At 39.2% G+C, this 24,766-nt stretch carries 17 protein-coding genes, 2 pseudogenes and 1 riboswitch; of the genes and pseudogenes, 8 read left to right on the top strand and 11 right to left on the bottom strand.

Annotated elements, in window-relative coordinates; genetic code table 11:
* Positions 1–88: 88 nt before the first annotated feature.
* Both L647_RS0106300 and L647_RS0106295 read right to left on the bottom strand, forming a co-directional pair.
* Positions 89–2,860 (bottom strand): TonB-dependent receptor, encoded by a 2,772-nt coding sequence (locus L647_RS0106300; RefSeq protein ID WP_024610409.1) that lies wholly within the window; start codon positions 2,858–2,860, stop codon positions 89–91.
* 188 nt (positions 2,861–3,048) lie between these two features.
* Positions 3,049–4,020 carry an aldose epimerase family protein gene (locus L647_RS0106295; RefSeq protein WP_024610408.1) on the bottom strand — a complete coding sequence of 324 codons (972 nt, stop codon included), beginning with the start codon at positions 4,018–4,020 and terminating at the stop codon, positions 3,049–3,051.
* Positions 4,021–4,452: 432 nt separating this feature from the next.
* On the opposite strand from L647_RS0106295, the gene L647_RS0106290 reads away from it, so the two are divergent.
* Positions 4,453–7,149, top strand: a complete 2,697-nt coding sequence (locus L647_RS0106290; RefSeq protein WP_024610407.1) for a TonB-dependent receptor — start codon at positions 4,453–4,455, stop codon at positions 7,147–7,149.
* Between the two features lie 54 nt (positions 7,150–7,203).
* A complete protein-coding gene (locus L647_RS0106285; protein WP_024610406.1) occupies positions 7,204–8,088 on the top strand; it encodes a metallophosphoesterase in 885 nt (294 codons plus the stop codon).
* A gap of 79 nt (positions 8,089–8,167) precedes the next feature.
* On the opposite strand, the gene L647_RS0106280 is transcribed toward L647_RS0106285, so the two are convergent.
* Entirely contained in the window at positions 8,168–8,683 is a 516-nt protein-coding gene (locus tag L647_RS0106280; RefSeq protein ID WP_024610405.1) for a sigma-70 family RNA polymerase sigma factor, read from the bottom strand.
* Between the two features lie 143 nt (positions 8,684–8,826).
* On the bottom strand, positions 8,827–9,225 hold the full coding sequence (locus tag L647_RS0106275; protein WP_024610404.1) for an acyl-CoA thioesterase: 399 nt from the start codon (positions 9,223–9,225) through the stop codon (positions 8,827–8,829).
* 24 nt (positions 9,226–9,249) lie between these two features.
* Here L647_RS0106275 and L647_RS0106270 point away from each other — a divergent pair, with 24 nt between their 5' ends.
* Positions 9,250–9,954, top strand: a complete 705-nt coding sequence (locus L647_RS0106270; protein WP_024610403.1) for a 2OG-Fe(II) oxygenase — start codon at positions 9,250–9,252, stop codon at positions 9,952–9,954.
* 19 nt (positions 9,955–9,973) lie between these two features.
* On the opposite strand, the pseudogene L647_RS01000000123755 reads toward L647_RS0106270, so the two are convergent.
* From L647_RS01000000123755 to L647_RS0106240, 6 genes and pseudogenes are all read right to left on the bottom strand, one after another.
* Positions 9,974–11,211 (bottom strand): annotated as a pseudogene (locus L647_RS01000000123755) (cysteine desulfurase-like protein).
* A 9-nt stretch (positions 11,212–11,220) separates the two neighbouring features.
* Positions 11,221–11,853: a 2OG-Fe dioxygenase family protein gene (locus L647_RS0106260; protein ID WP_007579988.1), complete on the bottom strand. Its 633-nt coding sequence runs from the start codon at positions 11,851–11,853 to the stop codon at positions 11,221–11,223.
* A gap of 200 nt (positions 11,854–12,053) precedes the next feature.
* The gene (gene acnB / locus L647_RS0106255; RefSeq protein WP_024610402.1) at positions 12,054–14,651 is read right to left on the bottom strand and encodes a bifunctional aconitate hydratase 2/2-methylisocitrate dehydratase; all 2,598 of its coding nucleotides are present in this window, start codon (positions 14,649–14,651) and stop codon (positions 12,054–12,056) included.
* Positions 14,652–14,942: 291 nt separating this feature from the next.
* A complete protein-coding gene (locus L647_RS0106250; RefSeq protein ID WP_024610401.1) occupies positions 14,943–16,013 on the bottom strand; it encodes an OmpA family protein in 1,071 nt (356 codons plus the stop codon).
* 390 nt (positions 16,014–16,403) lie between these two features.
* The gene (locus L647_RS0106245; RefSeq protein WP_024610400.1) at positions 16,404–17,813 is read right to left on the bottom strand and encodes a YdiU family protein; all 1,410 of its coding nucleotides are present in this window, start codon (positions 17,811–17,813) and stop codon (positions 16,404–16,406) included.
* A gap of 11 nt (positions 17,814–17,824) precedes the next feature.
* Entirely contained in the window at positions 17,825–18,520 is a 696-nt protein-coding gene (locus L647_RS0106240) for a DNA-3-methyladenine glycosylase I (protein ID WP_024610399.1), read from the bottom strand.
* Between the two features lie 192 nt (positions 18,521–18,712).
* Positions 18,713–18,913, top strand: a riboswitch (Lysine riboswitch).
* A 191-nt stretch (positions 18,914–19,104) separates the two neighbouring features.
* On the opposite strand from L647_RS0106240, the gene dapA reads away from it, so the two are divergent.
* The 5 genes from dapA to L647_RS0106215 all read left to right on the top strand — a co-directional run bounded on the left by dapA (position 19,105) and on the right by L647_RS0106215 (position 24,329).
* Positions 19,105–19,989: a 4-hydroxy-tetrahydrodipicolinate synthase gene (dapA, locus tag L647_RS0106235; RefSeq protein WP_024610398.1), complete on the top strand. Its 885-nt coding sequence runs from the start codon at positions 19,105–19,107 to the stop codon at positions 19,987–19,989.
* 15 nt (positions 19,990–20,004) lie between these two features.
* On the top strand, positions 20,005–20,745 hold the full coding sequence (locus tag L647_RS0106230; protein WP_024610397.1) for a 2,3,4,5-tetrahydropyridine-2,6-dicarboxylate N-succinyltransferase: 741 nt from the start codon (positions 20,005–20,007) through the stop codon (positions 20,743–20,745).
* Complete coding sequence (locus L647_RS0106225; protein WP_024610396.1) at positions 20,745–21,950, top strand: PLP-dependent decarboxylase; 1,206 nt, start codon at positions 20,745–20,747, stop codon at positions 21,948–21,950. The genes L647_RS0106230 and L647_RS0106225 overlap by 1 nt, the downstream gene beginning before the upstream one ends.
* Before the next feature lie 5 nt (positions 21,951–21,955).
* The gene (locus L647_RS0106220; RefSeq protein WP_024610395.1) at positions 21,956–23,077 is read left to right on the top strand and encodes a succinylglutamate desuccinylase/aspartoacylase family protein; all 1,122 of its coding nucleotides are present in this window, start codon (positions 21,956–21,958) and stop codon (positions 23,075–23,077) included.
* Positions 23,078–23,291: 214 nt separating this feature from the next.
* Positions 23,292–24,329 carry a phospholipase A gene (locus L647_RS0106215; protein WP_024610394.1) on the top strand — a complete coding sequence of 346 codons (1,038 nt, stop codon included), beginning with the start codon at positions 23,292–23,294 and terminating at the stop codon, positions 24,327–24,329.
* Between the two features lie 51 nt (positions 24,330–24,380).
* On the opposite strand, the pseudogene L647_RS0106210 reads toward L647_RS0106215, so the two are convergent.
* Positions 24,381–24,766 (bottom strand): annotated as a pseudogene (locus L647_RS0106210) (IS4 family transposase); the annotation flags it as partial.

Genomic DNA, 24,766 nt, shown 5'->3' with positions numbered 1-24,766 from the left:
TAACTAGGGCGTGTTTTGCCTAAAAGCAAAACACGCATCCGCAAATTTAATCTCGAAAGATAAACATGCCCTAACCTCTTTTTATCAATTAAAACGTTCCGCGAATACCAAATGCGTAACGTGAACCGTTATCTTCTACTGAGTAAATTTGATTATCGAAGCGTCCAGTTTGCACTAACTCTTCTTCGGTAATATTGATACCTTCAGCAAAAACCGTAAAGTTCTCGTTAATATCGTAACTTGCACTAATATCCCATTGACCGTATGTATCAACGTTCACTGGTTCACCATTAAAACCATTATCAACTAAGCGTAAAAAGCCTTCTCGGTTGTTAAATGCGATACGTGCTTGCCAGGTATCTTGCTCATAAAACAAAATTAAGTTTTGTGAGTCGCCTAAACCTTCAAGTGCAAATGTTTCTGTAGAATCTTCAGAAATACTAATGTCACTATCAACTACAGTTGCATTAGCAATAATACCAAAGCCATTATCAAAGATATGCGTTACACCAATTTCGTAACCAGTAACCTTAGCTGATTCACCATTTTGAGGGCGTGTTACGTTATATACTTCTGAACTACCATTTAGCTCATCAGTTGAAGCAACCACATCGCTTGAACATAAATCTGAGTTTGCAGTGCTACAGTTAAAATCTGGACCTGTTCTATCAGTAATATTGTATGTTTCGTCGTTCGTTAACGTCACAATAAAGTCGTCAACTTCTTTACTAAATACAGCAAAGCTAAACAAGTTAGCGTCGTTGTAATACCACTCATAAGAGATATCCCAGTTTTCTGATTGGAACGGCTTAAGGTTTGGATTACCACCACTTGCTGTTAAGTTTTGACGGCGAGGTTCGTTAAAGTTAGTTGCTGGCGATAACTGAGACATCGTTGGACGAGTAATACTATCGTACGCAGCAAAGCGTAAAATCATATTATCTTGTAGTTCAAATTTAACATTCATTGAAGGAAGTAAATTAGAGTAGCTAGTTCCCTCAGCAATATCTGTAGCCGGGCCAAATACGTTTGCAAATAATGTTGCATCAGATGTTGGAACAATATCAGAGATAAAACTTTGTACTGCCGCTACTTCAATATCAGTTTCAGAGTAACGCGCACCAAAGTTAATTGTTACAGGCATATCGGCTAAGTCAAAGCCCAGCGTAAAGTCCATGTATAAACTAGTAACGTCTTCGTTAATTTTATAACGGTTATTTTGCAGAGTTGGCTCAACAGGGAAGCCTTTATCCGCTAGGTAATCAAGCATTTTATCGCCATCGTAGCTGTAAAATGTATCAATTAAACCTGGAAAATAGTTACTTGCTGTATAGGCTTCAAAATCAATTGCATCAAGTGGTGCTTCTGTTCCGTAACCACAAAATTGACATTGGCTACCAAATACTTGAAAGCTCGCTTTTTCACGTTCTTGACGGTATGCACCAAAGTTTATTGCCTCAAGTGGTCCTCTGTCTGGTACGTATACAAAATCAGCTTTAAATTCTGTAATTTCATCTTCGTCAGTAAATTGATTACCAATTTCGTTATAGTGAAGACGCGCAAGACTCGGATCTGGCAATGAACCATTTTCAAAACCATCATGTATTACTGAAGGTACACTTCCTGTCCCATCAAAACTATAGCTATTAATAATGCCAACTACGTTGAAGCGGTCTTGACCCGCACGGTTATTTTCAGCTGTAGAATGCGATACATCTAAAACTGCTTTTAGCGATTCATTTACTTGCCAATCAACATTGATACCGTACGCTTTATTAGTTACATCGCGTGAATTACGTGTATGCGATACAAAGTCAGATGCCGGATCGCCACTACCTGAACTTAAACCAATTTCTTGTGTGAACGATAAAAGAGTGCCTGTTTCTGGGTCAATCGTTGCGCTACCAACACGATCTGGTTCAAACCAAGATGCTAAATCGCGTACTGTTGAGTCAACTTCAAATTTAGAAATTAGACCATCAACAGTTACTGTTACGTCTTCAGATGGTGCGTATTGCAATACTAAACTTGCGTTAGTACGTTCACGGTCTTGCTCATCAACTACTTGATCCCAGTTACGAGGGATATAAGCGTCTTCAAACAATACACCATCACGAGAGTTTGAAATTGTTTGACCACCACGCCAACCTGCTGTCAATATTTGGTTGTTTTGTAGTTTGCGTTGTTGATTCGTAATAGCAAAAAGTACGCCCAGCTTATCTTCATTAAATGTATTACTAATTAAAAACGAAGCTGATGGAGAGGTTTCTTCAGATAAGGTTTCATACATTCCCTTAACAGAACCAATTACATGTAAGCCACTAAAATCAAAAGGTCGTGCTGTGGTTACGTTAACCGTACCGCCAATACCGCCTTCTTGTAATTTTGCGCTATTACTTTTATAAATATCAGCACCGGTAATTTGGTCGGCTGCTAATACATCAAAATTAAATTCACGACCTGAACTATCAGTCGCTAATTGACGACCATTCACTAATACAGTATTAAATTGTGGACCAAAACCACGAATAGTTACGGCTTGCCCTTCACCACCACTACGGTCAATTGCAACACCCGTAATACGCTGTAGTGATTCTGCTACATTTAAATCAGGAAATTTACCAAGGTCCTCTGCTTTTATCCCGTCGGTTACAACATTAGACGCTTTTTTATCTAACATTGACGAACGTAAACTGCTGCGGATACCCGTTACTGCGATAACTTCAACATCTTCATTTACTACTGTAGGTGTGTCGCCTTCAGCTCCTTGGGCTGCAACGCTCCCGCTTGCCAATATGCCGGTGATAGCAATACTGAGTACGGTTTTCTTGTTGAACGATAACGTATTGTTAATTATCATTTTTAAAAACTCCTGATTGTGTGTAGTCATTGTGTCGTTGTGTGGTGTAAATAGCTTCAAATACTATTTATATTATAAATACTTTAAATTGATAAAAAGTGCAACCTTTTACTCAAGTTTGAGTAGCTTTTAATTACTATATTTTTTCTTTTTGTTTTCTTTAAATTAACATCAAAACATTGAGTTTGTTATGAAAATGCGTAAATAATAGTCTGGTTATATACTTCACCAGGTAATAAATTAGCTTTTGGAAAATTTTCACGGTTTGGAGCATCAGGCCAATTTTGCGCTTCTAAGCATAGCGCTTGGCGTGCTTTAAAAGGTAAATCAACAAAATTAGCCGTGTAAAGCTGCATACCAGGCTGGGTACTAAACAGTGCTAAATTAATATTGGTAAGTGTAGATGTTAATTTAGCCATTGCCTTAAGTTTGTTGTCATTTTTGTATACATAACAATGATCAAACCCAAAACCTGCGTCTAACTGTGGATGATTTTGTGACAGTGCACCACCCACTGGTTTAGCCTGTGTAAAGTCAAAGCAACTATTTTTAACAGCAGCTGCCTCTTCAAATGGAATACTGTTGTCATCAATAGGTAAGTAATGCGTAGCGTTAACTTGCAATAAATGATTAGTGATAGTATCGCTGCCTTCAAGATTGAAATAGCAATGATTGGTAAGGTTTACGAGGGTTTCTTTATCGCACGTAGCTTTAAAGCATAATGCTAATTGACCGTTAGTTGCAGTAATCGTTTGCCACACTTCTAATTGACCAGGAAAACCCTCCTCGCCATCTTCGGCGCAATAGTAAAGCTCAACCTCATTCTCGCTTTGCTGAATAACTTGCCAAAGTGCCTTATTAAAGCCCTTTACGCCGCCATGCAAACTATTAGAACCGTTGTTTTTTTCTAACTGATACGGCGTACCTGATAAGCTAAAATGCCCCTCGGCAATACGATTAGCATATCGACCAACGGTAGCGCCTAAATAAAATGGGTTTTCAAGATAGTAATGCGGATCGTCTACGCTAAGTGTCATTTCTTGATTTTTAAATTTAATACTTTTTATTATTGCGCCAAATGGCAAAATCTCAGCTGTTAAATTTTCACCATCACTAAGTTGAATAACCTGTAAAGGTTCATTATTGGCAACAGATATCACGCACATTCTCCAATCAAATACCGAACTAACATTACCTGCTATAACGGTGCAACAATATATATTATAAATAGTATATAACTAGCACTTGTAACTCAATCTAAATGCGTTAAAAAAATCACGATAAAAATTTACAGCTGCCATTATTTATTTACACAAGGCGAGTAAATTAAATACTTATTGTTTTTAACCCCCTAAAAATCACACCTAATTAACCAACACGTCAAAATAAATAAAAAGATAAATATAATTATAGACTTAAGAAAACCCAACCAATCGACATATGTTAAAGTTTTATTAAACCACTCTTTTATTTGGAAAATTACCACTCCTACTTTGTTTAGTTGATGTCTGCACCATTTAATCCAGCTTAATCGCTGCGTGTGCACTTTGTTTTTAGTATTTATAAACATTAACTGAGAGAAGAAAGGAATTATGATCCCATTTAAACTTAATAAACTGAGCATATTAGTTGGCGCTGTATCTGGCACATTCATATTAGCAAGTAGCCCTATACATGCTGCTCAAAGTGATAAAGTTCAGCAAGAAATGGAAGCGATCACGGTAACAGGCTACCGTTCTAACCTAGCCCGTAGTAAAGAACTCAAAAAAAATGCCATTGGCTCGCAAGACAGCATACTCGCTGAAGACATTGGCGAATTCCCTGATGCTAACTTAGCAGAGTCACTACAGCGTGTACCAGGCGTATCTATTTCGCGTGACTCAGGTGAAGGTCGTCAAATATCGCTACGTGGATTGGGTCCTAATTTTACACGCACACGCTTAAATGGCATGGAAGCACTTTTTACAAGCGATTCAGGTATTGACCAACGTGGTGGTGCATCTCGCTCTCGAGATTTTGATTTCAGTATTTTTGCCTCAGAACTATTTAATCGCGTAGATGTTTATAAGTCGTATGATGCGTCATTAGATGAAGGGGGTATTGCCGGTACTGTTGATTTACATACTGCAAAACCTTTTGATAATTCTGAAGAAGGGCTACAAGGTGCTGTAAGTGTAAAAGGTATTTATAATGATAGAACAGAGCATTCAAACCCTCGCTTTGCTGGTTTGTTATCAAATACTTGGGGGAATTTTGGTGCGCTCGTATCGGTTGCTTATTCTGAAGTAGATACAATTGAAGAAGGCTATCATGTGTGGTCTTGGAAACAAGCGAGCTTTGGTGATGATAATGTTGCAGATTCAGTCGATGCCGATATCAAAAACCGTTTAGTCAATGCCACGGGCAATGACCGTGTGTTTGTATCTCGCGCTAATAACATTGCATCTTGGGCTAATACACGAAAACGTACCGGTATTACCGCTGCATTTCAGTGGCAACCTTCTGATGAAATGTCTTTTGATTTGGATATTTTATACGGAAAGCTATCTAACGATCGCATTGAAAATCAATTATCAACAGCGGGCACAAACGCATTTACTGGCGATGTGACGGCAAATCAATTACTCGTTGATGCAGCCATTGAAGGTGACGATTTAGTATATGCCTCATTTGAAGGTCTTGATTTACGTACCGAGTCAAAAGTAAGTTTTGGCGAAACTGATTTTCACCAAATATCACTCAGTGGTAATTTTGAACTAACCGATAAACTCTACATGACAACCATGTTTGGTTTATCAAAATCTACTTTTGAGCAGCCTATAAACGATAAAGTTTTTAGTGAATCTGTCGATCATGCGTTTTCTGTTGATTGGCGCAATGCTAAATATGGTCAAAATACTTACGACTTCGATATTACCGACATTGACCAGTGGGCATTAATGCGAACTGATGTCCGCGAAGATGAAATAAGCAATGAATACAACACGTATCAAGTTGATTTTAATTACGAACTTAATGATGTGCATTCATTTAAGTTTGGTCTTCAGTCTAAAAACTATCAATCAGATGGTTTTGAACGCAGAGACCGTGTTGATTGGGAAAATGACCCAAATTCACCTGAAGCTGTTTTTCAAATAACTAGTATTCCAATTTTGCATGACTATGTTATTGCAGATAACCAAGCTACTTTTGAGCGTGTTGTTGCAACAGGTTTAATTTCTCGCGAGTTAGACGCCTCTCATAATCGCCCTGGTACGGTATATCAAATTGAAGAAGATACTATTGGGGTTTATGCACAGTATTTATGGAACACCGAGATAAGTAACTTCCCAATTAGAGGTAACTTAGGCTTACGTTGGTATGAAACTGAACAAACATCGAGCGGGGAAGTTAATACTGGAGTAGGTTTCGAACAAATTGAATTTAGTAAAACCTATTCCGATTTACTACCAAGCTTAAATGTTGTTGCTGATATTTCTGATAATTGGTTAGTACGCTTTGGTGCAAATCGCAATATTTCTCGACCAAATTTAGATCAACTAAAAGCCGCAGGACAAGTGGGTGTTGCAGATCAATTTATTAGTGCTGGTAACCCTAACTTAGAGCGCTTTGTTGCTGATTCATTCGAAACATCATTTGAGTTTTATGGTGATTCGTCAAGCTTAGCTATTGCAGTGTTTCATAAAGATATGGAGTCATTTATTGTCCAACAATCAGTGACCCTACCTTATGAGCAAACGGGTTACCCTCTAGAGTTTTTAGATTTTGACCCGCGCGTAAATGCGCAATCTGAGTTTACCGTTTCACAACCTATTAATGGTGATTCTACAGATGTTACTGGTTTAGAAATTGCGTTTCAAATGGACTTTGATTTTTTACCAGAGCCATTTAATTACTTAGGAATGCTCGGTAATGTAACCATTGCTGATGGCGAAACTATTTTATTTAACGAAGGTGAACGCATCAGCGTTACTCCTCCTGGCTTATCTGAGCTATCTCACAATTTTACCCTTTATTATGAAACGCCACATTGGGGCATGCGTGTATCGAGCTCTTATCGTGATGAGTACATTACAGGGGAAGGCTCAGAGCAAAACATTGTTGCCGGATATGATGAAACAACGTTTGTTGATTTTAAATCGTTTATGAATATTACAGAGCAAGTAAAAATAACCTTTGAAGCTACGAACTTAACCGACGAAGCGATTCGACAATTCCTCGATCACAGAACTCAATCCTACTCACAAAGTGGCCGTAATTTTGCGTTAGGTATGTCGTATAAATTTTAGCTCTCACCTCTTAACTGGCTGCTTTTGCAGCCAGTAACTTTAAGGAAAAAAGTTATGCAAAAATACACTGTTTCATTACTCATTAATTTATTACTGCTTTTGGTTTGCTGCCCATCAATTGCTGCAAATGACACATTTACTTTAGGTGTTATTGCCGATTGCCAATATGCAGAACAAGCCAATAAAGGTACTCGAAACTACACATCTTGCCCTCAAAAGTTCAGCGCTGCGGTTGAGCAATTTAATCAACACCCTTTATCGGGTGTATTACATTTAGGCGACTTTATCGACCGTGAATTTAAAAGTTTTACCCCGTTAAATACAATATCATCGTCGCTTAATACTCCCCTTTATCATGTATTAGGAAACCATGAATTCTCGGTAGATGATAAGTTTAAAATGCGCATAACTAACACTTTAAATATGCCATCGCGCTACTACAGTTTTGAAATAAATAATTGGCTCTTTATTGCCTTAGATGGCAACGATGTGAGCACTTACGCATGGCCTAAAAATAGTAAAAAACATCAACAAAATATGACCTTGTTTAACTCTCAATATAAAGGGCACGAAGATTGGAATGGCGCAATTGGTTTAAAACAGCTTAAGTGGTTAGAAAAAAAGCTAAAAGTAGCGCAACTAAAAGAACAACCTGTTGTACTACTGAGTCACTTCCCTATCTTTCCTGAAAACAACCATAACCTATGGAACGAGCAAGAAGTGCTAACCCTTATTAGCCAGTATCCAGCCGTAAAAGCATGGTTTAATGGTCATAACCATGTAGGTAATTACGCAAAAAAAGACGGCATTCACTTTGTAACTTTTCATGCGATGCTTGATACCGATACAACTGCATTTAGCACTCTTGAATTTTCGCCAACCCAACTTAAAATTAATGGTCAAGGGAGGCAGCCTTCAATGGTTCTTCCCATTAAATAACCGCAATAAAACGAAGATAACCTATGGCTCTATATAATAACGCGTACAAGGAGAGGATTAGCGTGACTAGGGAACTTAGTCACGCATTTTTGGCACTTATGTAGCTATGCAATTGCTCAATAGCACTTTGCATTTGGCGGCTTATATCACCTAGGCTAAACCCTGTTGCCACTTTAATTTGTTGATATGTTTCACCATGAATACGACTACGTACTATAAGGTCTCGCTGCTTATCTGTAAGCGTATTCATCGCATCTGAAATATATTCAATTCGTAAATTCATGCTACATAGATCCTCAGGGCTACCTTGTGTACATAGTGGTTCATCAATATTATCGAGGGTGTCGTCTAAAAAATGTTGGGTATTTTTAAAACGAGAACGATAATTTAAACCAATGTTAATAGCTGAACGAAGCAGATAAGCTTTCGGAAACTCTATTTTATCAATATGCTGGTGCGACAACATATTACTAAATGCCTCCTGCACTAAATCCTCATGGTCGCTAAGGCTTGCCCCAAAAAAATCACGGACTCTACGGTTTAGTTCACTGTTGTGCTCGGTATATAATTTTTCAAAAAATGATTCGATAATCATAAAATAGCTTTAACAACCTCTTAATTCAAAAGTAAAAACAACTGTATTAGTTGTTGTATTTAAGAGGATTAATCTAACATTCAATTATGCTAAGAATATGACAAACCAAGCGTTTGTCACTAAAAGGTCATTTATTAGCTAAGTTATGACTCAGCAGTAATATGCTCGTTAAGCGCTGTTTTTTCGTCAATGCTAAGCGCTTGCTTTGATTTAGCAATAAAATCGTATCTCACCATCACGGCTTTGCCTATCGCACAGCATTTATCGTGTTGCCATGCTTCTTGCCGAAGTGTGAAAGAGCTAGTGCCTATATGCTCTACAGAGGTTTTAACTGTCACCTCGTGACCATAAAATAACTCACCTACAAACGACACCTCTATTTTAGCTATGATCAGTTTCCAGTCTTGTGGATTTAAGTCAGGTGTAAAAAATTTAAAAATAGGTCCACGCGCGACTTCAAACCATACGGGGAGTACGGTATTGTTAATATGTCCAAGCGCATCAGTTTCACTAAAGCGCGGCATCACTTTTTCAATAAACATAATAATCCTTATAAAAGGTTACTCATGACGGACTTTATTCGCGTATACGATAATGCGCTAAGCAATGATTTTTGCGATAACTTTATTTCCACATTCGCGCAAAGCCCACATGTAAAACAAGGGGTGACATCGGGCGGTGTCGATTTAAAGAAAAAAGACAGCCACGATTTACATTTAAATAATCATCCCGAATATGCCCAACAATTAAAACATATACAACAAACAACTGCACAGCATGTTTTTAACTATATTGAAGAACATATTTTTATGATGATTGGGGCGTTTGGTTTAAAAGTTTATCACCCAAAAACAGGCGACGTTGTCGATTTAACTCAAGATAACTTTGATGAAGTAGGCAGACCACAACTACCTGTTTTAGTGCAGCAAATTTTTAGACTTGGCAATATTCAAGCGCAAAAATACGAAGTAAATAAAGGTGGTTACCCTTACTGGCACAGTGAGGTTTATCCGCAGCTACAACACAATGAAGCTTTGCATCGCGTGTTGTTATTTATGTTTTATTTAAACGATGTAGAAGAAGGTGGTGAAACTGAGTTTTACTATCAAAATCGTAAAATCGCACCTAAAAAAGGCACTATGGTAATAGCCCCAGGCTACTTTACACATACTCATAGAGGTAATAAGCCAGTATCAAACGATAAGTATATTTTAACATCGTGGGTGTTGTTTAATCGTGCAGAACAAATATATGGTGCGCCAAAGAGTTAGCGCACCAAAACTTATATGATTAACCTAGTAGCTCATCAAATAAATCAAACAGTTGATCAAGCTCTTTAATGGTGTTGTAGTGCATACAACCAATGCGCACTACACCGCCTTTATCAAGCACATCTAATTGCTTACACAAACCTTGGGCATAAAAGTTACCATCCCACACACATATATGCTGTTTACCTAAAAACTCTGAAACAGCGCGCGGCTCAAGTCCTTCAAAAATTAAAGCAAAAGTAGGTGTACGCTCATTTAAGCGATCAAAGTCATCAATACCAAACAGCTTAATGCGTGGGTAGTTTACCAAGCGCGTTAAAAAGTGCTCACTAAGCGCCATTTCGTGTTGTTTAGTTTTAGCAAAAGCTATGCTTAATTTTTCGCGGCGTGAATGGCTATCGTCAAGTTCGCTAATTGCTGCAATGTAATCAACAGCCGCGATAAAACCCGCCATGGCTTCAAAGCTTTGTGTGCCGGTTTCCCAACGACCTGGTGCTACGTCTTTAGCTGGTTCAACTTTATAAGGTGTGAACCCGTCTAAATGTTCTTTTTTACCGTAAACCATACCTAAATGCGGGCCAAAAAACTTATATGCAGAGCAGGCTAAAAAGTCGCAATCAAGTGCTTGCACGTCTACAAGTTCGTGCGGTGCGTAATGTACGGCATCAACATAAACAAGTGCGCCTACACCATGAGCTAGCTCAACAATACGTTTAATATTATTAATTGAACCTGTGGTATTTGAAGCGTAAGTTACCGCTACAAGCTTAGTGTTGCTGTTTAATAAGCTTTCAAACTGCGCCATATCTAAGCTGCAATCTGCTTCGTTAATAAGCGCTGTATTTACCTTTACGCCTTTATCTTCTGCGGCTTGTTGCCACGNGACGATACATTTGAGAAATGATCGGCATTGGTTACAATTATTTCATCGCCAGCCTGCCAGTCACGTGAAATTGCACGGCTAAAGCTAAATGTTAGGCTGGTCATGTTTGGACCAAACACAATTTGTTGTGAGCTAGGTGCATTAAGTAAATCAGCGGCGGCTTGACGCGCATTCGCCATCAACTCAACCGTTTTATCACTTGAAAAAAACGCGCCACCTAAGTTCGAATTATAATGACCTAAATAAGCTGTCATCGCATTAAGCACCGATGTTGGCACTTGCGAGCCACCTGGTCCGTCTAAAAATACGGGCGATTTACCATCAACGTTTTGCATTAATGCAGGAAACTGCTCACGTAATTGCGTTATGTTCATGCTTATTCCTTAAGACGTTAATACAAAACAATCCAGGTAACCTGGTTTGCTAGCATCAATTTTGTTCATAGGTGTTGCGTTATGCCACACTTGACGGTCATTTATTAATGCAAACATGCCGTCTTTTATTTCCATTTTAAAACAAGGCTCAGCTTGCTTGTTTTCGTATACAAGTAGCTCGCCGCCTTCTAAGTTCTCGTGAGAAACACCACATATACATACATGGTCAAAACCATCTTGATGCACGCCTTCTGGCGCTGCTGGCGTATCACTATTAATAGCAAGCATACGGAACTGATGAATTTCAATATCACGCTGTTCATCAATACCGGTAAGTTGGCGAAACTCATTTACAATGCTTTTCATGCCTTCTGACTCAAGTAAACTTTGCTCTAGGTTTTCGTAAGTACGCTCTACATTACCTTGAAAAGTATTAATTGAATCGTCTTGAACAAATGCTTTGGTTTGTTGTAACTTTATTTCACCATTTTGCATTTTAACTACTGAGTAACGACGTTTACGAAAGGCACCATCTGCATAAGGATTTGCAGGCAGGTTATCAAAAGAAGGCTTAACCAAATCAATATTTGCTTGGTTAACAAAACGTAGTTGCAGTAAATTCTGGTTGTTTAATGCTGTCATAAAATCTCGCCTAAAATAATGAGAATATTGATGAGGATTTTAATGCATTTTGATAGGAATTTTTGCGCGATTACTTACTTTAAAAGCAACTTAAGACTAGATTTAATACAATAATATAAAAAAAGAAGCATGAACTATCTAATATTTATTTTAGCCAATAAAAAACCCGCCTAAGCGGGTTTTTAAACAAACTCTAAAAATTATACAGCTTGTTGAATAATCACGTTGTCTGCTTTTTTAGTGTAAGCAGGCATACGGTGGAAGTTCAAGTAACGGTATGTATCTGACGCCGTTGCATTGATCTTCGCAGCATATTCTTGGTACTCAGCAACTGTAGGTAATTTACCAATGATTGCAGCAATTGCAGCAAGCTCAGATGATGCTAAGAATACGTTTGCGCCATTACCTAAACGGTTAGGGAAGTTACGTGTAGAGGTAGACACAACCGTTGCTTTATCTGCAACACGTGCTTGGTTACCCATACATAGTGAACAACCTGGAGTTTCGATACGTGCGCCAACACGACCAAAAATACCATAGTAACCTTCTTCTGTAAGTTGGTCTTTGTCCATCTTAGTAGGTGGAGCAACCCAAAGCTGAGTCGGAAGTTGACCTTTAAAGCCATCAAGCAACTTACCAGCAGCACGGAAGTGACCAATGTTAGTCATACAAGAACCGATGAATACTTCATCAATTTTCTCGCCAGCAACATCAGAAAGAAGACGCGCATCATCTGGGTCATTTGGAGCACAAAGAACAGGTTCTTTAATCTCAGCTAAATCAATTTCAACGATATGCTTGTACTCTGCATCAGCGTCAGCTTCCATTAGTTCTGGGTTAGCTAACCAATCTTGCATTGCAGTAATACGACGTTCAATCGTACGTACATCGCCGTAACCTTCAGAAATCATCCACTTAAGCATAACAATGTTTGATTCTAGGTATTCAGAGATAGACTCTTTAGATAACTTAACAGTACAACCTGCTGCCGAACGCTCTGCAGATGCATCTGATAATTCAAACGCTTGCTCAACAGTTAGGTGCTCAACGCCTTCAATTTCTAGTACGCGACCAGAGAATTCGTTAATTTTACCTTTTTTCTCAACTGTTAATAAACCTTGTTTGATACCGTAGTAAGGGATTGCATGAACAAGGTCACGTAAAGTGATACCTGGTTGCATTTCGCCTTTAAAACGAACCAAAATAGATTCAGGCATATCAAGTGGCATAACACCGGTTGCTGCTGCGAATGCTACTGCACCCGAACCTGCTGGGAATGAAATACCTAATGGGAAACGTGTATGTGAATCACCACCAGTACCTACGGTATCTGGTAATAACATACGGTTTAACCACGAGTGAATAATACCATCACCTGGACGAAGTGAAACACCGCCACGGTTCATGATGAAATCAGGAAGCGTATGGTGAGTGCTTACATCGATAGGCTTAGGATAAGCTGATGTATGACAGAAAGACTGCATTGTTAAATCTGCAGAGAAACCTAAACATGCTAGATCTTTAAGTTCATCACGTGTCATAGGACCTGTTGTATCTTGCGAACCAACAGTTGTCATTTTAGGCTCACAGTACTGACCTGGGCGAATACCTGCAACGTTACATGCTTTACCAACCATTTTTTGCGCTAGTGTGAAGCCTTTATCAGAAACTTCTGTTGCTGTTGGTACTTTAAATGTATCAGTTGCGCCTAAGCCAAGAGATGTACGCGCTTTATCAGTTAAACCACGACCGATGATTAGTGGAATACGACCACCAGCACGAACTTCATCTAAAATCACATCAGATTTAAGCTCAAAAGTAGAAATCACTTTATCAGTACCATGTTGCTTAACAACACCTTCGTACGGATAAATGTCGATTTGCTCGCCCATGTTGAGTTCATCAACATTTAATTCGATTGGTAATGCGCCTGAATCTTCCATTGTGTTGAAGAAGATTGGAGCAATTTTATTACCTAAACATACACCGCCAACACGCTTGTTTGGTACGAACGGGATATCATCGCCCATAAACCAAAGTACAGAGTTAGTTGCAGACTTACGAGAAGAACCCGTACCAACAACATCACCTACGTAAGCAAGTGGTAAACCTTTAGTTTTTAATTCTTCAAGCTGAGTAATTGGACCTACTTCGCCTGCTTTATCAGGTGTAATACCGTCACGTTCAATTTTTAGCATTGCTAAAGCATGAAGTGGGATATCTGGACGAGACCATGCATCTGGTGCAGGAGACAAGTCATCAGTATTTGTTTCGCCAGTTACTTTAAATACAGTAACTGAAATCTTTTCAGCAACAGCTGGTTTATTAGTAAACCATTCTGCATTTGCCCAAGACTCAATAATTTGCTTAGCAAATGTATTACCCGCTTTTGCTTTTTCTTCTACATCGTAGAATGCATCAAACATAAGTAATGTATTTGAAAGGCCTTTAACTACGATTGGTGCAAGTGTTTCGTCATCAAGCAGGTCAATCATTGGTGCGATATTGTAGCCACCAAGCATTGTGCCTAACAATTCTGCCGCTTTTTCTTTAGAAACAAGTGGAGAATTAGCTTCACCTTTAGATACAGCGGCTAAGAAGCCCGCTTTAATATAAGCAGCATCATCAACACCTGCTGGTATACGTTGAATGAACAAATCTAAAATGAATTCTTCTTCACCTGCAGGTGGAGTTTTTATTAATTCAATAAGATCAGCAGTTTGCTGAGCATCTAATGGCGCTGGTACGATACCTAACGCGGCACGTTCTTCTACGTGTTTACGATATTCTTGTAGCACAATATTGCCCTCTTGGTGACGTGAAAGTATCCGGTAGCGCTTCAAGCGCAACATATTACCCAATACTTATAGTATTCTAACGCGTAATTATAAAGCTTTTATGGATAGATGAAAATCCATCCAGTTACGCAACTGATTATACCGATTATAAATACTATGAATAGTGGTTGTAGTAAAAACTATTTCCATGAATACTTGTTAAGTAAGAATCATTACCATTAACCAATATTAATTTATTGCAGACATAAAAAAACCCAGCACTTGGCTGGGTTTTTATTACAAACTATTTAATTAACGTAAAACTTTAACGTTTTTGATAGATTTGATATGCGCTTCTACACGACGGTTTTCTGCGTTTGCAGCTTTAGTGTTTGCATCATTTTTAAGACGCTCTTCACCTAAACCAGCTGTAGTAATGCGGTTTTTAGCAACACCAGTTTCAACTAATTGTTGAGCAACTGCGTCAGCACGTTTTTTAGATAACCATTTGTTGTAAGATGCTTTACCTACTGAAGAAGTGTGACCTTCTAAAAGTACTGTTGTATCTGGGTACTCTTTTAAGAAAGCAGATACTTTTTCAATATCATCTAAATACTGAGTAGATACAGCTGAAGCATTGTTAGGGAAAGTCACTAATAAGCTTACAGTTACTTCTTTATCTTCATATAAAGTACAACCATTACCATCAACAGCATCTGTCATTGGTGTGTTAGGACAGTTATCGTCTACATCAGCAATGTTATCGTTGTCGCTATCTGCTGGAGTTACTGGCACTTCAACAACAGTAGGTTGTGGAGCTGGTTCAACAGGCTTTTCTGGCATAGAATTTTGACCAAATAAGTAGTTGATACCTAATTTAGCGCCTACGTCAGTGTAACCACGGTCAAGACCTTGGTATACAGATGTTTCAGCGTTAACAAATAAACCGTCTGTAATGAAATGTTGGTAACCAACACCTGCATTTAGGAAAGTATTATCTGTAGCTACTTGCATTTCCTTAACACCGAATAAACCGTAGAAAGGACCGCCACCAAAGTGGTAAAGTGCATCAACACCAAAACGCTCGCCTTCTTCATCATCGCGGTTACCATTTGGAAATGGTGCTGCTAAAAATGCGTTGAAATCCATATCTGCATACTCAAGACGACCACTCCAGTAATCACTGAAACGGTAACCTACTTCAGCACCCCAGCTTGCAGACTCATTAACTTCTAGGTCTTGGTGCAAGTTTAAGTTTTTCCAAGATGCGTCGTAGTAGTCACCAAACACACCAATGTAATAACCTGGTTCTTTATCTGCAGCGAATGTAGATGCACTAGTTGCAGCTAGCGCGATTGCAATTGTAAGTGATTTTAATTTCATTGTTTTCTTCCCATTTTTAACAACTAATAAATTGTAGCTAATGAACTCTAGCTCAACCAGTTTTGTACAGACTACCTGAGCTTTTGTTAATCAATACTTAACGAAAAATAAAGTTTATAACTTTCTTCAATGCTTAATAACAACACACAACTACTTACTATAGGCGAAGTTAAAGCCTTAACGTAAAAATAAATAAAGTGGTTTTGTAAATTGATACTCAGCAGGGAATGTAAGAGCAATTAAATTAAATGCACTTAGTAATGCACAGAAAATTGCTTGGCTTTAAGTCGGCGCATAATACCACCAGAATTTACATTCCCCTACATATTATGTGTATTTATGATTAAAAATGACTCTTTTTAATCATGGAGTTACATTTAAAGTTAATGATTAAGTACCACAAAAAGTGCGGTAATCATTATCACTCAATGGTGCTGTCTGAAATTCAGGTAAATTTTCACTCTCTGAATACGGACTATTTGCTACTTGTATAAAGTTTTGTAGCAACTTACTTGCACCAGTATCATTATACTCCGCTATTATTTTTTCGATCACATGGTTACGAGGAATAACACGTGGATTAGCTGCTCGCATTATTTTATAACTATTACCATCAGTTCTACTTTGCCATTTATTTACCCACAGTGTTAGTGCATTAGGTATAAGCGCCTCACCATTTAACGACTCAGTTAATGCATCAAAAGTATTGGTGTAATCGAGCTGATTGTCTTTTAATAGTGTCAATAACTCAGCAATTAACTCGCTATCACTAGCGGTAGTTTCACTTAAACCCAACTTTTGCGCCCACATAGCCGTAAACTCAGTATTAAATTGCTCAGCAAAACTATTAATAAATGGCGTCATTAGCGAAACAGCTTGCTCGTCATCATCACTAATAAGGGGTATTAAACTTTCAGCTAAGCGAGCACAGTTCCAATTTGCCATATTAGGCTGATTACCAAATGCATAACGCCCTTGTTTATCAATAGAGCTAAATACAGTATCAAAGTCAAAGCTGTTCATCATCGCACACGGACCGTAATCAATCGTTTCTCCGCTCACTAGCGTATTATCGGTATTCATTACTCCATGAATAAAACCAACACGCATCCAACTGATAACTAATTTAACTTGGTTTTTAATTACAACACCTAAAAAGGCTAAATAACGCTGCGATCCCGTATCGGTTATTTCTGGGTAGTGTCGCTCTATAGCTAAATCGGCTAAATTTTTAAGCCCTTCAACATCGCCTTGCGTCGCTAAATATTGAAACGAGCCAACACGAATATGACTGGTTGCTAAACGAGTAACTATTGCGCCTGCTTGTGGTGGATTACGATAAACCATTTCACCACTACCAACGACCGCTAAGCAACGTGTGGTTTTAATGCCTAGTGCATGCATTGCCTCGCTCATTACGTATTCACGAATAGCAGGACCAAGTGCACAACGTCCATCTCCCCCTCGTGAGTAAGGAGTAGCACCAGAGCCTTTTAATTGAATATCCCACAACTGGTTTTTATCATCATTAATAGCGCCCAGTAAATGCGCTCGTCCATCACCTAAACGTGGTGAAAAATGCCCAAATTGGTGCCCAGAGTAACCAAGTGCTACTGCAGGAATAGCCTGTTTTTCGTTACCACTAAAAATATTGGCACGTAAGTCGTCAGCAACATTAATATTAAATTGTTTTGCTAAACCATCGTTCCACAGCAATAACTGAGGAGAGGCAACACTTGCAGGAAAATCTTCAATGGCAAAGTTTTCCGTAATGTCTGTGTATCTTGGCACTAATTTCATGATAGTTCCTATTATTGCTGGCTTATACCAACACGGTTATCGCCTACACCATAGGCCAAAATTAAGCTTAGTTCTTGCATGCTTAAACCACTTTGCTTTTGCATTTCATTAAAAAAAGCTTGGGCTGCACTCAGTGACTTTTTAGTTTGTAAGCCACCGTCTATAATTTTATGAGCACGTAAGTAATTCTCTACATCGCGTGATAATAAAAAGGTATCTTTACCAAGTGCTCGCAGCGCATAAGGTCCTGTATTTCCGCCTAAACGCGAACCATGCTTTTTTAAATACGCCCATAAACCAATAATATCGTCTGTTGGCCAATTAGCGACAAACTGGCTAAAACTGCCATGCTCTTGTGCTATTTCGTGGATCATGTAAGCATTTTCGGTAATTGTTTTTACTTTTTTGTAGTTACGAACAATACGCTCATCCGTTGCTTTTTGTTCTAGCATATCGGGTGGCATCATTAATAATTTATCAACGCTAAAATCCCAAAAAACCTCTCTAAAGCCCGGCCACTTATTATTAATTACTGACCAATAAAAGCCGCTTTGAAATACTTTTCGAGTAAATTCTTCAAGCCAATCGTCGTCACTTAACGTGCTTAGTTGTTTTTTAGATAGCGGTTTTGCAAGTAATAACTTAAGCATTTTTTCAGAGCCTTTTCGCTCTACCGCTCGCTTATAAATATCGCTAAATTTTTCCATCTGATTAATGCCTTACTTCTACTATGGGGCTAGTGTACGAGAAAAGCACCCAATACGTAACCACCCCTCTTTTCGATGAATTAATCTGTATTTAGTAGCTTGACACCCAGATGGCTAAAATGCTTTAATCGCTGCAATTACCCTATTTAAATTGCACAGGCTTGTAAGTTTTTACTCTACAAACAGGTGCAAAGGGCTAGAAGAGGTGCGTTATTCAGGTAGCGTATGTTAGGAGCGCAAACTCCAGTGAACATACGTGAGGGGAATTAACGCCGAGAAGTAATCACTTTTGCGAGGTGTTTATTTCGGGCGACTAGGTTGAACCCTAGCGACTGTCACCAATAGCTGCTTATAAAAAGCAGCTTATTAGTTTGGTGGAGAGCTTCTGGTCTTAAATATTAAGGCCGTGCGCCCTATTATTTTAAGCCCATTCGCTCTTCGAATTATTAGTTCGAACGACGTTAATGCGGCTCCTTCCATAAAGCTTTTTTAACTCTTCGAATAATACCAATTGCATTAAATTAGTTATCGCTAAAATGATCACGTTTTTAATAAAATTGGTACAAATTATAAGTTCGTGAGAGATGATCAACAACTTCAATTTAAACGACTACTCATTGTGGACCGCGCTCGTTACGCCATTTGATCAACACGGCGATGTTGACTACAACACGTTAACTAAGCTGGTTAGCGATCAAGAAGCGGCACATAACGGTATTTTACTACTTGGCAGTACAGGCGAAGGTTTAGCACTAACGCTAAAAGAGCAACAAGCCATTGTTGAACACGTGTGCCAACTAAAACCAGCAGTGCCATTAATGGTTGCTGTTGGCGGTAGTAATCTAAAGCAACAAATTGAGTGGGTTAACTACTGTAATAAACTACCTATTCATAGCTTTTTACTTGGCTCGCCGCTTTATGCAAAACCCGGTGCTATAGGTCAAACCCATTGGTTTGAAAGCCTACTTAATGCAAGCGCTCACCCGTGTATGCTTTATAACGTACCGGGTCGAAGTGCTATTAGCATCCCAACGGCAACAATTCAAAACTTACAAAACAATAAAAATTTATGGGCGTTAAAAGAAGCGAGCGGCAGCATTGCTCAGTTTGAGGCTTATCGACAAGCAGCGCCTAATTTAGCTATTTTTAGTGGCGACGATGCGCTAATGCCATATTTTGCACAAGCAGGTGCAAAAGGTTTAGTGTCGGTAGCTGCAAACGCATGGCCAGCACAAACTCATGAGTTTGTTAAGCGCAGCTTAAGTGGTCAACACCCTAATTTATTTGCTCAGTGGTCAAGCGCTATTAATAGCCTATTTGCTGTCGCAAACCCTATTCCCGTAAAGGTATTAATGCATTTGCAAGGGCGATTAACAAGCCCGCAATTGCGTCCACCTTTAACACACCTTGAGTTAACTCAAACCGATTGCATAACAACTGCAAACAACACCATTTTATCTTGGCATTAAACACAGGTTTTTATAATGAGCTGGTTAGAACTATTAAATAATTTAGAATCGGGCGCAGTACGCGCAGCATCACAAAACGAAAGCGGCCAATGGCAAGCTAACGTAGAAGTAAAACAAGGCATTTTAGAAGCCTTTAAAAATGGCACTAATACTGAGTTTGCAGGTGGCTTTGTTGATAAGCATAACCTAGCTCCGCAAGAATTTAGTACTGAAGATGGCGTACGTATGGTGCCAGGTGGCTCTAGTGTTCGCCGTGGTGCTTATGTTGCTAAAGGCACCATTATTATGCCACCAGCGTATGTAAACATTGGTGCATACATCGACGAAGGCACAATGGTTGATAGCCATGCATTAGTTGGTTCGTGTGCGCAAGTAGGTAAAAACGTACATTTAAGTGCTGCAGTGCAGCTTGGTGGTGTACTTGAGCCAATTGGTGCAAGCCCAGTCGTTGTAGAAGACGATGCTTTTATTGGTGCAGGCTGTATTATTGTTGAAGGCGTAGTCATTAAAAAAGGCGCAGTACTTGCCCCTGGCGTGCGTTTATCAGCGACTATTCCGGTATACGACTGCGTAAACGAGCGCCAACTTGATAAAGGCGAGCCAATCCCTGAGTACGCTATTGTAATACCAGGCTCTCGCCCTGCTTCAAACGAATGGGCGCGCGAGCAAGGCTTAAGTATGTCGTGTGCGTTAATTGTTAAATACCGCGACGAGAAAAGCGATGCATCGTTATTGCTTGAAGAGGTTTTACGATAATGAGTTTTTTGAGCACGCCTATCAAAGCCGCTGTAAATACAATTACACAACAACTTGATACACCTTTTTTTGTTTACGACTTAGATAAACTAAACACGCATCTTGCGCGTTTAGTTGCGCAAACCGACGTAAAACTATGGTACGCCGTTAAAGCAAATCCATTGTCTAAAATTATTCAAAGCTTAGACAACGCTGGTTTTAATTTTGACGTAGCAAGTAAAGGTGAGCTTGAGCAAGTACTAGCACAAGGTATTAGCTCACAGCGCGTGCTCAACACAGGGCCTGCAAAAAGCCCTAAACAAATTAAACACTTTATTGAGCGCGGCGTGCGTATATTCGTAGCCGAAAGCCTCAATCAAGTACATTGGTTAAACCAACAAGCACAATTACAAAATACGCAGTTACAAGTATTACTGCGAGTGCAATTACGCTGGCCTGAAGGTGAAAAAAACCCACTGGGCGGCGACAGCCTCACACCATTTGGTTTGGGTTGTGATGAGTGGCAAGCGCTCAATGTAACCGACTACCCTGCACTTAAGTTTGACGGCTTACATATTTTTCAGTGGGGCAACATGCTTAGCACGCAAAAGCTAAGCGAATTGTGGTCACAAATGATTGCACCACTTAGCCAACTTGCCGGCGATTTAAATATCAGCCTTAAAATTCTCGATTTAGGTGGTGGTTTAGGTATTCCCTACACACAAAGCGAAACAACACTTGATTGGGATGACTTAATAGCTGCGCTCGCTAAAATTAAAAATGATGCGGGTGTAGAAGAGTTATGGATGGAACTTGGTCGTTATGCCGTGGGCGAATGTGGTCATTACGCAAACCCAGTAATAGAGCGCAAACAAAACTATAATCAACAGCAAGTCATTTTAAGCGGCGGTATAAACCACTTATTACGCCCTGCTGTTACCAGCCAAGATTTTCCTGCTGCGTTACTGCGTGAATCCAGTGCTAAAACTCAAGCGGTCACTTTATACGGCCCACTTTGTACAGCGCTTGATTGCTTGGGTGAACATAACTTACCAAGCGATTTAAATGAGCGCGACTGGCTAGTGTTTAGCCAATGCGGTGCTTACGGCTTTACCGAAAGTATGCCGTATTTTTTATGCCACGAGCTAGCCGCCGAGTACACATTACAAAACGGTAAACTTACCTGCGTTCGCCAAGCCGAAAATGCCAGCCACTACTTAAGGTAATAAGCATGAGTAATACAACACACATCAGCCAAGAGAACATTGTAGTAGGGGAAGTTGCAAACGGCTTGCCGCTTACAATTCCGGTGTATCGCTTAAAAGGTGATGCCACAGGACCTAGTGTTTATGTTCAGGCCAATATGCATGGCGCTGAAGTGCAAGGTAACGCGGTTATTTTTCAGCTGCTTGAGCAGTTAAAAAACTTAAACCTTAATGGCGATATTACCCTTGTGCCCTACGCTAACCCAATTGGTTGTAATCAAAAATCTGGCGAGTTTACCCTTGGCAGGTTCGATCCGATTACGGGTACTAATTGGAATCGCATGTATCACTACAATAAAAAATTAGTGACACAGTTTGCACAAAATCATACTCAGTATGACGACGCTACATTAAAAAGTAACTTCAAACAGGCGCTTATTGACGAAGTTGACAGCAAACTCAACGGCCCTGCTTATTTACTTAATACGGGTAAACGCATTGCGCTTAACTTACAAAAGCTCGCTCATCAGGCTGATATAGTACTCGATTTACACACAGGTCCTATTTCAAGCAAGCATTTGTACTGCCCAACCTACGCAACCGACAGCGCGCGTTATTTTAATATTGAGCATGTATTGCTTATCCCTAGTGATTTTGACGGCGCTATGGACGAAGCTAACTTTTGCCCATGGTGGCATTTAAGTGATGCACTTAGCGAGCAAGGCCGTGAATTATCAATACCTGTAGAAGCATTTACGGTAGAGCTAGGCAGCCAAGAAAAAATAGATTTAAAAGAAGCACTAAACGATGCTAACAGCATTTTAAGTTACTTAAATCACAAAGGTGTTTTACAAAATGCAACGCACACTCCAGCTGATATAACCCGCTATGCGTGTAATTTAGATGACTACTTTGCTTATTACGCCCCCATTGGCGGTATGGTTGAATACATAGCACCACTTGGCGGACACATTAAAGCCGGTGAGCCTATTGCTAATATTTTGCGAATGGAACGCTACTTAAGCGAGCAACCACTGCAAACGCTCACCCTAGATTGCGATGCAATAGCTATTCTGCACTTTGCATCTGCAAGTGTTAACCAAGGCACTGAACTTTATAAATTTTTTACTAACGTATTTGAGCTTTAGCTCACCCTTCTCATTGCGTGAGAGTAAATTAACTATGTTGTTAATTTGCATTAGAAAAGCGGCTTAGGCCGCTTTTCTTTTGATCTGTATTTATCTCTAATACGTATAAGATAAGATCTGAGAGCAAATTCAGTAAAAGTTCACCGTTACATATGTAAAAAGGCGTTATAATCAAATTAACGTACTAACCCACCGAACTCACAAAGGAATTACAATGAGCTGGCGCCACTGGATCACTCTTTCTGCTTTAATAAGTACAGCTGCCTTCGCACAAGAAGATGAAGCTCCTACAAATGAGCAAAATAACGATATTGAGCTTGTAAAGCAGTGTATTTTAAATGAAGTAATCGGCGGAGATGGCAAACAAACTCTCGACGATTTACGTGAAAAATGTTCAGCTCTTGAAGAAGACAAACAACTTACCGCGCTTGATAAACGCCAAGCACGTGAGCAAGTGGGTAAAAAAAATAGAAATGTAATTACACCACACAAACGTAACTATATTTTACCTCTTTCGTATGTATCACATCCAAACGATCGTCCTTTCGATGGTTTTGACGAATTAACAGATGATAACGATGGCGAGCCACTCGATAACCTAGAAGCAAAATATCAGCTTTCAATCAAAGTGCCTCTTTATGATAATTTTTCTGATGAAGACCAAGCCATATTTTTTGGTTTTACACTTCAGTCATATTGGCAGCTTTATAACTCAGAAATTTCTTCACCATTTCGTGAAACTAACTATGAGCCAGAAATATTTTGGATAAATTATCTCGACCCAGAAAACGTATTATGGGGCGACGAAATGGCAATTTCATTAGGTATTTCACATCAATCAAATGGTCGTAGCCAGCCAAACTCTCGTTCATGGAACCGTATTTATGCTGACTTTATTTGGGAAAATGAAGGCTTTGTTTTTAGCTTCAAACCTTGGTATCGCATAGCTGAGGACGAAAAAGAAGATATTTTAGATGCTAAAGGCGACGATAACCCTGATATATATAAATATATGGGTTACTTTGAATTTAGTGGAGCGTATCGCTTTCATGAGCATGAATTTAGCTTTATGACTCGTAATAATTTAAATTCAGATAATCGCGGTGCTATTCAGCTAGATTGGTCATTTCCTTTATGGGGTCGTATGCGCGGTTACGCACAATACTTTAACGGCTATGGCGAAAGCTTAATTGATTACAATGCCGATATACAGCGTATTGGTGTAGGTATATTATTAACCGATCTGCTGTAATACTTCCCTAAGTTTTACGCACAAAAAAGCCAAGCATTGCTTTAATGCCAGTCAGTTAACAGCTGACTGGCGTTTTTTATTGGGGTATTTACTGGGTTTTGGTTTCACACACCTCGGATACGCCCGCTCCCGTTTTATCGGCAATATGTGATGTTCAACTTGAGCTTGTAATTGCTCTATTGATTTAGGTATCCGTCCTGCATTTTCTATAAACATTGTATGAATAAGGTTAATAATACTAATAGCACACGTCGTAAAACTCAGGTGTTTTGCATATATTCCAGACTTTTTCTGCGCCATTTTCACCATCTGGTATCGGAGCAAGTTATAGCTCAACATTACGCCCCATAATTCTTGCGCTATCATCTCAGGTTTCTTGCTGCGTAGCGTGAAGTGACTATTTAGTAAGGTTTGTTTCATTTCTCGATAACCAAGTT

Origin of the sequence: Pseudoalteromonas sp. TB64 (genome assembly GCF_000498095.1) — a bacterium.
In the GTDB taxonomy this organism is placed as follows: domain Bacteria; phylum Pseudomonadota; class Gammaproteobacteria; order Enterobacterales; family Alteromonadaceae; genus Pseudoalteromonas.
This window is presented reverse-complemented; position numbering and strand designations above follow the sequence as displayed.

Coding starts and splice junctions, on each gene's coding strand:
- L647_RS0106285 (WP_024610406.1), top strand. CDS start 7,204: ATGCAAAAATACACTGTTTCATTACTCATTAATTTATTACTGCTTTTG.
- L647_RS0106270 (WP_024610403.1), top strand. CDS start 9,250: ATGACGGACTTTATTCGCGTATACGATAATGCGCTAAGCAATGATTTT.
- L647_RS0106300 (WP_024610409.1), bottom strand. CDS start 2,860: ATGATAATTAACAATACGTTATCGTTCAACAAGAAAACCGTACTCAGT.
- dapA (WP_024610398.1), top strand. CDS start 19,105: ATGATCAACAACTTCAATTTAAACGACTACTCATTGTGGACCGCGCTC.
- L647_RS0106275 (WP_024610404.1), bottom strand. CDS start 9,225: ATGTTTATTGAAAAAGTGATGCCGCGCTTTAGTGAAACTGATGCGCTT.
- L647_RS0106280 (WP_024610405.1), bottom strand. CDS start 8,683: ATGATTATCGAATCATTTTTTGAAAAATTATATACCGAGCACAACAGT.
- L647_RS0106215 (WP_024610394.1), top strand. CDS start 23,292: ATGAGCTGGCGCCACTGGATCACTCTTTCTGCTTTAATAAGTACAGCT.
- L647_RS0106250 (WP_024610401.1), bottom strand. CDS start 16,013: ATGAAATTAAAATCACTTACAATTGCAATCGCGCTAGCTGCAACTAGT.
- L647_RS0106290 (WP_024610407.1), top strand. CDS start 4,453: ATGATCCCATTTAAACTTAATAAACTGAGCATATTAGTTGGCGCTGTA.
- L647_RS0106240 (WP_024610399.1), bottom strand. CDS start 18,520: ATGGAAAAATTTAGCGATATTTATAAGCGAGCGGTAGAGCGAAAAGGC.
- L647_RS0106230 (WP_024610397.1), top strand. CDS start 20,005: ATGAGCTGGTTAGAACTATTAAATAATTTAGAATCGGGCGCAGTACGC.
- L647_RS0106225 (WP_024610396.1), top strand. CDS start 20,745: ATGAGTTTTTTGAGCACGCCTATCAAAGCCGCTGTAAATACAATTACA.
- L647_RS0106245 (WP_024610400.1), bottom strand. CDS start 17,813: ATGAAATTAGTGCCAAGATACACAGACATTACGGAAAACTTTGCCATT.
- L647_RS0106220 (WP_024610395.1), top strand. CDS start 21,956: ATGAGTAATACAACACACATCAGCCAAGAGAACATTGTAGTAGGGGAA.
- L647_RS0106260 (WP_007579988.1), bottom strand. CDS start 11,853: ATGACAGCATTAAACAACCAGAATTTACTGCAACTACGTTTTGTTAAC.